Source organism: Streptomyces sp. M-16 (assembly GCF_052114405.1).
Classification (GTDB): Bacteria; Actinomycetota; Actinomycetes; order Streptomycetales; family Streptomycetaceae; genus Streptomyces.
The window spans coordinates 1-10243 of record NZ_JBFRER010000179.1; the positions used below are offsets into that span (position 1 = coordinate 1).

Sequence of the window (10243 nt, forward strand, 5' to 3'; positions counted from 1 at the left end):
ACCCCGGCCCCCGCACCCGGCCGCCGCGGCGACGGCCGCCGCGCACCCGGCTGCCCCGGACCAGGCCGCCCCGGCGACGGTCGCCCCGAACCAGGCCGCCCCGAACCAGGCCGCCCCGGCGACGACCGTCGCGGCCTGGGGCGGGCCGTCCCGGGGTCCTGTCCGCGGGACCGGGGAGTCCGTCCCGGCCCCGCACTCGGCCGAGGGCGCTCCCGGCCCCGCGGGGGCGCCTGCGGCCCCCGGGACCGCGGGGGTCCGGCCCCCGGGCGGAGCCACCCCGCCTGCCGCCCCGGCGACCGGCACCGGCCGGGCGCACCGGGACCAGCCCCAGCCCCAGGCCCCGGCCCCCGCCGCACCCGCGCCGCAGGCCCCCGACCCCGTGCCGCAGGCCCCCGCCGGGAACCTGCGGGCGCGGCTCACCTCCTTCGTCGGACGGGAGGGGGACATCCACGTGCTCGGGGAGGACCTCGCGCGGGCCCGGCTCGTCACGCTCCTCGGGCCCGGCGGGGCCGGCAAGACGCGGCTGTCCCAGGAGGCCGCCGAGTGGCACGCCCCCCGCTCCGGCGCCTGGCCCGACGGGGTGTGGCTCGTCGAGCTGGCGCCCGTGGACGACCCCGAGGACGTCGCCGAGGCCGCCCTCGCCGCGCTCGGCGCCCGTGAGACGAAGCTGCGCGGCGCCGCCGCCGAGGAACTGCGCGCGCTCACCGAGCGCGCCGGGGACGCCCCGCTCGACCGGCTCGCCGAACACTGCTCGCGCCGCCGGCTCCTGCTGCTCCTGGACAACTGCGAGCACGTCGTCGGCGCCGCCGCCGAACTCGCGGAACGGCTGCTGACCCACTGCCCCGGCGTACAGATCCTCGCCACCAGCCGCGAACCCCTCGGCGTGCCGGGCGAGTTCCTGCGCCCGGTCGAACCGCTGCCCGACCCCGTCGCGCTGTCGCTCCTCGACGACCGCGGGGCCGCCGTACGGCCGGGCTTCAGCACCGCCGACGACCCGGACGCCGCGTCCGAGATCTGCCGCCGCCTCGACGGCCTGCCGCTGGCCATCGAACTGGCCGCCGCACGGCTGCGGCTGCTCACCCCGCGCCAGATCGCCGACCGGCTCGACGACCGCTTCCGCCTCCTCACCGGCGGAGCCCGCACCGTCCTGCCCCGCCAGCAGACCCTGCGCGCGGTCGTCGACTGGTCCTGGGACCTCCTCGACGCCTCCGAACGGGCCGTCCTCGCCCGCCTGTCGGTCTTCGCCGGCGGCTGCGACCTGGCCGCCGCCGAAGCCGTCTGCGCCGAGCCGGAGGACACCCTCGACGTCGCCGACGTCCTCGGCTCCCTCGTCGACAAGTCCCTCGTCGTCGCCGAACCCGACGAGCGCGTCGACGGGATGCGCTACCGCCTCCTGGAGACCGTCGCCGAGTACGCGGCCGAGCGCCTCGACGGTTCCCCCGGCGACCGCCCCGCCACCGAGCGCCGTCACCTCGTCCACTACCGCGAACTCGCCCGCACCGCCGAGCCCCTGCTGCGCGGCCACGGCCAGCGCGCCGCCACCGAGCGGATCGCCACCGAGTACGAGAACATCCGTACCGCCCTGCGCTGCGCCGTCGCCGGCCGGGAAGCCGACGATGTGCTCTGCCTCGTCCACTCCCTGGGCTGGTACTGGCACATGCACGACCTGCGCACCGAGTCCCGCCACTGGACCGAAGCGGCCGCCGCCCTGGGCCCCGACCCCTTCGCGGCGCCCGTGACCCCCGCCGAGCCCGTGTACGAGCAGCTCGTGGCCTCGCCCCCGCCCTACTCCGGCGAGGCGCTGGCCGAGGCCTGGCGGGCCCTGCACCTGGTGCGGCTGGCCTCACGGGACCAGAGCAGCGCCGGCTGGGACGCCCCGGAGGTCCGCGCCCAGGTCGAAGGCGTCCTCGCCGCCTACCGTCCCGGACTCCCGCAGACCTGCCGCACCCCCGGCTCGCTGTGGATCTACGCCGTCATGATCACGGGCGATCCGGGGCTGCTCCAGCGCGTCGTCGACGAGACCGTCACCACCGCCCGCACGCTCGGCTACCGCTGGGAACTGGCCACCGCCCTCCAGCTCCGCGCCAACATCCTCGCCAACCGCGCCGACTGGGCGGGCGACGCCACCCGCGACGCCGAGGAGAGCCTGGCCCTCTTCCGTGAACTCGGCGACGCCTGGGGCTGCGCCGAGGCGCTCTCCGCGCGCGCCGAGGCCCTGGAGAAGCGCGGCGAGTTCGCCCTGGCCGGGCAGTGCTACCGCGAGGCGGTCGCCTACGCCGAACGCCTCGGCGCCAAGGCGCAGGTGACGGTCCTGCGGGTCAGGATGGCCGGCGTGCTCGCCGAGGGCGGCCGGATGGAGGAGGCCGAGGAACTCCTCGACGAGATCACCGCCACGGCGCAGGGCTACGGCAACGAGGCCGTGCCCGCCGCCCGGATGTTCCTCGCCGGCATCTTCGGCCGCACGGGCCGGATCCGCGAGGCGCGCGCACAGCTGCAGAGCCTGCGGGAGGAGTTCGCCTTCGGGGCGTTCGCCGTCTTCGACGGGTTCCTGCTGGGCACCATGGCCTGGCTCGACAACCAGGAGGGCCTGTACGCGGAGGCCCTCGAACGGCTGCGCCCGGCCATGGGGATGGTCCAGGACCCGATGGCCCGGCTGATGGCCCCGCACATGCCGGCGGTGTACCTGCTGATCGCCGCCCGTTCCCGGGTCTCGCTGGGCGGCTCCGGCGGCGCGTACGACGGCGCGCGGCTGATGGGGGCCTACCGGGCGCTGCTGCCGCCCGAGCACTTCTCCGTGGCCACCGAACGCCAGGACGCCGCCCGCACCGAGGAGCTGGCGCGGGCGGAGCTGGGGGACGCCGGGTACGAGGCCGCGTACGCCGAAGGCGGCGGCCTCACCCTGGAGGAGGCCACCGCCCTCATCTGATCCCCCGCCGTCCCCCGTGGGGTCCGTCCGGGACGCGATCCGAACGGACCGACCGGCCCGGATCAGGTCTTCTGGCGGAACTTGCGGACGGCCAGCGGCATGGTGACGGCGGTGAGGCCCACCGACCAGGCCAGGGTGATCCACACGGAGTTCCCGAGGGGGGTCCCGTTGATCAGGCCGCGGGCCGCGTCGGCCAGGTTCGAGAGCGGGTTGACGTCCGTGAAGCTCTGGAGCCAGCCCGGCATCGTCGTCGGCGGGGCGAAGATCGAGCTGCCGAACTGGAGCGGCATCAGCACCAGCATCGCCATGCCCTGCACGGCCTGGGCGGTCTTCATGGTGAGACCCAGCAGGATGAAGATCCACATCAGCGAGGCGCCGAAGACGGCCGACAGCCCGATGGCGAGGAACAGGTCCAGTACCGAGGACTTGATCGACAGCCCGAGCAGGAAGCCCATCCCGAGCAGGATCGTGATGGCGACCATCATCCGGCCGAGCTCGACCACGATCTTGGCGATGAGCACCGAGGACCGGGCGATCGGCATGGACCGGAACCGGTCCATCACGCCCTTCTTGAAGTCGTCGTTGACCCCGGTCCCGACGCCCATCGCGATGTTCATGCCCATCATCGCCATCAGGCCCGGGACCACGTAGTTGACGTACTCGCCCTGGTTGCCCTTGCCGGAGATCGCACCGCCGAAGACGAACACGAACAGCAGCGTGAAGATGATCGGCATGAACAGGACGTCGAACATCGACTCCGGATCCTGCTTGATCTGGAGGACGTTGCGGCGGGCCAGGGCGCCGATGTGCCGCAGGTTGCCCCGCAGGCCGATCCGGCTCTCGGCCGGGTGCGGCGGCCCGGCGGCCGGGGAGGCCGCCGGGGTGCTGGGCTTCGTCGTGGTTACGGTGCTCATGCCGCGACCTCCTCGGTCTGCTCGGTGGAAAGGGAGTCCTCGGCGGTGGGCTTCTTGCCGGTGATGGACAGGAAGACCTCGTCGAGGCTGGGCAGGTAGGTGCTGATGTCGGAGATGGCGTACCCGCGGGCCGCCAGCAGGCCGACGACGGCGGTCAGCTGCTCGTCGGCCAGGATCGGCACCAGCAGCGTCCCCTCGTCCGGGACGGCCTGGGAGCCGGCGACGCCGTCCAGCCCGGTCTCGGCGAGGGCGCGGGCCATGCCCGGCAGGTCGGCCGGATCGGCCGGCCGGATGCGCAGGGTGCGCCCGCCGACGCGCGCCTTCAGCTCGTCGACCTTCCCGCTGGCGATGACCTTGCCGCGGTCGATGACCGTCAGCTCGCTCGCGAGCTGCTCGGCCTCCTCCATGTACTGGGTGGTGAGCAGCACGGTGGCGCCCTCGGCGACCATCCGCTGCACCTCGTCCCACACCTCGTTGCGGGTACGGGGGTCCAGGCCGGTGGTCGGCTCGTCCAGGTAGAGCACGGCCGGGCGGCCGATCATCGAGGCCGCCAGGTCGAGGCGCCGGCGCATGCCGCCGGAGTAGTTCATCACGGCCTTCTTGGCGGCCTCGGTCAGGGAGAACCGCTCCAGCAGCTCGTCGGCGCGGGCCCGGGCGTCCTTGCGGGACAGGTCCAGCAGCCGCCCGATCATGTAGAGGTTCTCCCAGCCGGAGAGCTTCTCGTCGACCGAGGCGTACTGGCCGGTCAGGCCTATGGTGCGGCGCAGCTGCCGGGGCTGGCGGACCACGTCGTAGCCCGCGACCCGGGCGGTGCCGGCGTCCGGGACGATCAGGGTGGACAGGCAGCGGACCAGGGTGGTCTTGCCCGCCCCGTTGGGGCCGAGGACACCGAGGACGGTGCCTTCGCGCACGTCCAGGTCGACCCCGTCGAGGGCCTTGGTCTCGCCGTAGTGCTTGACCAGTCCCCGGACCTCCACGGCGTGGGGAGCGTTGTCGTTTCGCGTCATGTCCACCATGGGACCATCCGCCGCTGACAAAGCTCCGACAGCCGACCGACAGCCGACCGACGGCCGACCGACAGCCGACCGACGGCCGACCGACGGCCGACCGACAGCCGGTCGACGGCCGGTCGGCGGACAGCCGACGGCCCGCCGACGTCGTGTCGGCGGGCCCTCGTCCACCATCCGGCGGGGCCGCGCGACTCAGTGGAAGGCGTGCTCCGGCTGCGGGAACGTTCCGCCGACCACGTCCTCGGCGAAGGCCTTCGCCGCGTCCGTCATCGTGCTCCGCAGGTTCGCGTACTGCTTCACGAACTTCGGCATCTTCCCGCCGGTCAGGCCCATCATGTCGGTCCACACCAGCACCTGCGCGTCGCACTCCGACCCGGCGCCGATGCCGACGGTCGGGATGTGCAGGGACCGGGTGACCTCGGCGGCCAGCTCGGCCGGGACCAGCTCCAGGACCACCGCGAACGCACCCGCGTCCTGCGCTGCCTTGGCGTCGCGCAGCAGCTGGTGCGCGGCCTCGTCGCTGCGGCCCTGCACCCGGTAGCCCATGGCGTTCACGGACTGCGGGGTCAGGCCCAGGTGGGACATGACGGGGATGCCGGACTGCACGATCAGCTCGGTCTGGGCCAGCGACCGCTCGCCGCCCTCCAGCTTGACCGCGCCGACCCCGGCCTCCTTGACCAGCCGGGTCGCGCTGCGCAGGGCCTGCACGGCGCCTTCCTGGTACGAGCCGAAGGGCAGGTCGCCGACGATCAGGGCCCGGCTGGTGCCCCGTACGACGGCCGCCGACAGAAGGGTCATCTCGTCCATCGTCACGGGGACGGTGGTCTCGTAGCCGAGGTGACAGTTGCCCATCGAGTCACCGACGAGCATCACCGGGATGCCGGCCTCGTCGAAGACGGACGCCGTCATGGCGTCGTAGGCGGTGAGCATGGGCCACTTCTCGCCGCGCTCCTTGGCGAGGGCGAGGTCGCGGACGGTGATGCGCCGGGTGCCCGCACCCCCGTACAGGGTGGGGGAGGAGGCTTCGCGGGCAGGCGAAACGGCGTGCGTCATTGCAACTGCTCCTTGTGTCATCTCGAGGCGCCCTCACGGCGTCCCCGGACTCACCCACCATGGTGGCACCCTCGGCGCCGTGCGCGGAAGTGGCCGGGTTCCGACGCGCTGACCCGTACGTCACACTCCTGGCCCGCCTCCGGGCGCGCACGAGCCAATGTGCGCGTTTCGTGACAAGCGGAACCCTTGCCGCACGGCCGTTCGTCCTCCCGGTCGTACGGCCGCGAGGACGGCACTGAAGGCTCCGTGCATCGCCTAGGGTCAAGGGGCGGAGACGGAGCGCGAGCACGGCAGCGAGGACATGGCATGGCACAGGCGTACATGACGGAGACGGGGAACGGCGGCGCAGAGCCCGGACCCTCCGGATCCCGTCTCCGACGCCGACTGGCCGGACTGCGCCACGACCGGGGCATCTGGCGGCGCGGGATCGTCACCGCCGCCCTGGCCGCGCTGATCTCCCTGATCATGATCTTCCACGCGGAGCTGCCCAACGACATCGGGAACCTCGGCAGCCTCACCGAGACCTTCCTGCCCTGGCTGGGCCTGGCCGTGCCGCTGCTGCTGGTCGCCGCCGTGGTCCGCAAGTCCGCCACCGCGCTGATCTCGATACTGCTGACCGCCGTGGTGTGGGTGAACCTCTTCGGCGGGCTGATCACCGACAAGTCGGGCGGCGGCGGCAACCTCGTGGTCGCGACCCACAACGTCGACGCCGACAACCCCGACCCGCGCGGCACCGCCGCGTCCGTCGCCAAGTCCGGGGCGGACGTGCTGGCCCTGACCGAGCTCACGGGCGACGCCGTCCCCGTCTACGAGAAGGCCCTGGCGGTCACGTACAAGTACCACGCGGTCGAGGGCACCGTCGGCGTGTGGAGCAAGTACCCGCTGACCTCCAGCAAGCCCGTCGACATCCGCCTCGGATGGACCCGCGCCATGCGCACCACCGCGGCCACCCCCTTCGGCGAGGTCGGCGTCTACGTCGCCCACCTGCCGTCGGTGCGCGTCAAGCTCAACGCAGGGTTCACGGCCAACCAGCGCGACAACAGCGCCGACGCGCTGGGCGCGGCCCTCGCCTCGGAGGGGCTGAAGAAGGTCGTCCTGCTGGGCGACCTCAACGGCACCATGAACGACCGCTCCCTGTCCGAGGTCACCTCGCAGATGCGCTCCACCCAGGGCGCGGCCGGCCACGGCTTCGGCTTCAGCTGGCCCGCGCAGTTCCCGATGGCCCGGATCGACCAGATCATGGTGCGCGGCATCAGGCCGGAGGCCTCCTGGACCCTGGCCCGTACCGGCAGCGACCACCTCCCGGTGGCGGCCCGGCTGACCGTCCGGCCGTAGCCCGTCCCCTTGTCCACGCCGAGGGCCCCGGCCGCTCCTCTCGGGAGCGGCCGGGGCCCTCGGCGTACGTACGGGCGGAGGAGCTACGCGTGCTCGCGCCAGCCGTTGGTGATGGGCAGGCGGCGGTCCTTGCCGAAGCCCTTCGCCGAGATCTTGGTGCCCGGCGGGTACTGGCGGCGCTTGTACTCCGCCGTGTCCACCATGCGCAGGGTCTTCGCGACCAGCTCGCGGTCGAAGCCGGCCGCGACGATCGCCTCCAGGCCCTGGTCGCGGTCCACGTACAGCTCCAGGATCGCGTCGAGCACCGGGTAGTCCGGCAGCGAGTCCGTGTCGACCTGCCCCGGGCGCAGCTCGGCGCTCGGCGGCTTGACGATCGAGTTCTCCGGGATCGGCGGGGTCTCGCCGCGCTCGGCGGCCGCCCGGTTGCGGTACTCGGCGAGCCGGAAGATGTCCGTCTTGTAGACGTCCTTGATGGGGCCGTAGGCGCCGACCGAGTCCCCGTAGAGGGTGGAGTAGCCGACGGCCAGCTCGGACTTGTTGCCCGGGGCCAGCACGATGTGGCCCTCCTGGTTGGAGACCGCCATCAGCATGGTGCCGCGCAGCCGGGACTGGAGGTTCTCCTCGGCGAGGCCGGTGAGGCCCAGCGAGCCCATGTACGCGTCGAACATCGGCTCGATCGGGACGGTCCGGAAGTTCAGGCCGGTCCGCTCGGCCAGGTCGGCCGCGTCGCCCTTGGAGTGGTCCGAGGAGTACTTCGAGGGCATCGAGATGCCGTACACGTTCTGCGCGCCGATCGCGTCGCAGGCGATGGCCGCGACGAGGGCGGAGTCGATGCCGCCGGAGAGGCCGATCAGGACGGAGCGGAAACCGTTCTTCTTGACGTACGCGCGCAGGCCCACGACGAGCGCGTCGTAGATCTCCTCGTCGTCGTCCAGGCGGTCGGCGTAGCCGCCGGCCACCACCGCCTCGAACGGGGCCGCCGGCTCCTCGGAGAGGATCACGCGGTCGATGCGCAGGCCGTCGTCGACGACGCCCTCCGGGGCGTCGGACCGCGCGGCCGGCAGGTCGAGGTCGACGAGGACGCAGCCCTCGGAGAACTGCGGGGCGCGGGCGATGACCTCGCCGTCGGCGTCCACGACGATCGAGTCGCCGTCGAAGACCAGCTCGTCCTGGCCGCCGATCATCGCCAGGTACGCCAGGGTGCAGCCGGCCTCCTGGGCGCGCTTGCGCACCAGTTCGAGGCGCAGGTCGTCCTTGTTGCGCTCGTACGGGGAGGCGTTGATCGAGACCAGCAGCCCGGCCCCGGCGGAGCGGGTGGCGGGCACCCGGCCGCCCTCCTGCCAGAGGTCCTCGCAGATGGCCAGCGCCACGTCGACGCCGTGCACCCGGATGACCGGCTGGGTGTCGCCCGGCACGAAGTAGCGGAACTCGTCGAAGACGCCGTAGTTGGGGAGGTGGTGCTTGGCGAAGCGCAGGACGACCTCGCCCCGGTGCAGTACGGCGGCCGCGTTCTCCGGGGAGCCGGCGGGCCGGCCCAGGCGGGGCGCGGCCTTCTCGGTGCGGTCGAGGTAACCGACGACGACCGGCAGCTCGCCGAGACCCTCCTCGGCGAGCCGCCGCGCGAGGTCGCGCAGCGCGGCGCGGGAGGCCTCGACGAAGGAACCGCGCAGGGCGAGGTCCTCGACGGGGTACCCGGTCAGCACCATCTCCGGGAACGCCACCAGATGGGCGCCCTGCTCGGCGGAGTGCCGGGTCCAGTGGACGACCGAGTCGGCGTTCGCGGCGATGTTGCCGACGTGCGAGTCGATCTGATTCAGAGCGAGGCGTAGTTGAGGCACGGGGCCCAGTGTAATCGTCTTTCTGACGCGATGTCCTGGGCCCCGGGTGCTTTCACGGGGTCGGATGCGTCACCCGACGGGTCCGGTGAACTTCGCGTCGGGCATCAGGATGCCGGGGGAGAGCTCGGCGCTGACGCTGCGCGTGCCCTCGGGGACCTCGAAGGCGGCGGTGCCGGTGGCGGACTCGCCCGGCTGGATCGTGCCCTGGATCCGCTTGGGCAGCCGGCCGTCGAAGACGAGCCTGCCCTCGGCGCCCTTGTCGTCCGTGAGGCTGGGCATGGCGTAGATGACGTCGTGGGGCCGCTTCGAGGTGTTGGTGATGGTGAAGGACACCTCCACCGCGTTGCCGACCGGCAGGTACTTGTTCGAGCTGACGTACTGCTTCGGGACGGAGAGGCTCACCTTGATCCCGTTCGGGTAGGTGACCGTCTGGCCGAACGCGATCGGCGTACTGATGCCGGGTCCCGTGGAGGGCATGTCCGGCGGCAGGGTGAAGCCGGACGGGGAGGGCCGGGCGTCCGGGGACGCGTCCGGGTCGTACTCCGGGTCGTACTGGGGGTCGTCGTACCAGTCCGTGCCCCGGTGGTGGTCGGTGCGGTCCAGGGACTTGTCGACGATGGCCATGGTGAAGAGGAACCCGCCGACGGTGGCGGCGAGGCCCAGCAGGCCGAGGGCGATGCCGACGATGGACATCACCTTGCGCGGGGCGCCGCGGTTGGCGCGCACCAGGCCGGCGATGGAGATGCCGATGCCGGTGAGGRCGAGGCCGGCTCCGGCCCAGAACACGAAGGGGACGAGGCCCACCCCGATGGCGAGGGCGGAGAGGACGAGGCCCGCCACGGCCTGGCCGTTGGAGGGCGCGGCGGGTGCGACGGGATATCCGGCGACGCCGTGGCCGTGGCCGTAGGCGGGGCCCTGGCCGTAGCCGGGGTGGCCGGGGCCGGGGAATCCCGGCCCGCCGGGCCCCGCGTAGCCGGGCGCCCCGTACCCGGGGCCCCCGTATCCGGGGTGCCCGCCGGGCGGCGGCGGGGCCCAGGCGTTGGCCGGAGCGCCGTACGCCCCCGCGTCGGGCGCGGAAGGGGCGGCCGGGACGGGGCTGACCGGTGCGAACGCCGACGGGGCGGGCGCGGGCTGCGGGGCGCCGGGGACCGGGGTCGCCCACGGATC

7 protein-coding genes are annotated in these 10243 nt (G+C 73.3%); 2 read left to right on the top strand and 5 right to left on the bottom strand.

Annotated features, from left to right (window positions below):
• Window positions 1-2926 (top strand): ATP-binding protein (locus AB4039_RS39660; RefSeq protein WP_442273055.1); only part of this gene is annotated, 2926 nt, incomplete at its 5' end.
• A gap of 62 nt (window positions 2927-2988) precedes the next feature.
• Here AB4039_RS39660 and AB4039_RS39665 read toward each other — a convergent pair.
• The 3 genes from AB4039_RS39665 to panB form a co-directional block, all read right to left on the bottom strand.
• Window positions 2989-3840, bottom strand: coding sequence for an ABC transporter permease (locus AB4039_RS39665; protein ID WP_266838744.1), 852 nt, complete (start codon window positions 3838-3840; stop codon window positions 2989-2991).
• Complete coding sequence (locus tag AB4039_RS39670; protein WP_266838743.1) at window positions 3837-4856, bottom strand: ATP-binding cassette domain-containing protein; 1020 nt, start codon at window positions 4854-4856, stop codon at window positions 3837-3839. The genes AB4039_RS39665 and AB4039_RS39670 overlap by 4 nt, the downstream gene beginning before the upstream one ends.
• A 186-nt stretch (window positions 4857-5042) precedes the next feature.
• Complete coding sequence (panB, locus tag AB4039_RS39675) at window positions 5043-5903, bottom strand: 3-methyl-2-oxobutanoate hydroxymethyltransferase (protein WP_266838742.1); 861 nt, start codon at window positions 5901-5903, stop codon at window positions 5043-5045.
• A gap of 306 nt (window positions 5904-6209) precedes the next feature.
• On the opposite strand from panB, the gene AB4039_RS39680 reads away from it, so the two are divergent.
• Window positions 6210-7238, top strand: coding sequence for an endonuclease/exonuclease/phosphatase family protein (locus tag AB4039_RS39680; RefSeq protein ID WP_266838741.1), 1029 nt, complete (start codon window positions 6210-6212; stop codon window positions 7236-7238).
• An 83-nt stretch (window positions 7239-7321) separates the two neighbouring features.
• Here the strand turns inward: AB4039_RS39680 and AB4039_RS39685 are convergent, their stop codons facing one another.
• Window positions 7322-9076, bottom strand: a complete 1755-nt coding sequence (locus AB4039_RS39685) for an NAD+ synthase (RefSeq protein ID WP_266838740.1) — start codon at window positions 9074-9076, stop codon at window positions 7322-7324.
• Window positions 9077-9145: 69 nt separating this feature from the next.
• On the bottom strand, window positions 9146-10243 hold a 1098-nt coding region (locus AB4039_RS39690), incomplete at its 5' end, for a DUF4352 domain-containing protein (RefSeq protein WP_442273056.1).

What these genes read in the sequence shown, in the direction of transcription:
- AB4039_RS39670 (WP_266838743.1), bottom strand. Translation starts at nt 4,856, where the DNA reads ATGGTGGACATGACGCGAAACGACAACGCTCCCCACGCCGTGGAGGTC.
- AB4039_RS39665 (WP_266838744.1), bottom strand. Translation starts at nt 3,840, where the DNA reads ATGAGCACCGTAACCACGACGAAGCCCAGCACCCCGGCGGCCTCCCCG.
- panB (WP_266838742.1), bottom strand. Translation starts at nt 5,903, where the DNA reads ATGACGCACGCCGTTTCGCCTGCCCGCGAAGCCTCCTCCCCCACCCTG.
- AB4039_RS39680 (WP_266838741.1), top strand. Translation starts at nt 6,210, where the DNA reads ATGGCACAGGCGTACATGACGGAGACGGGGAACGGCGGCGCAGAGCCC.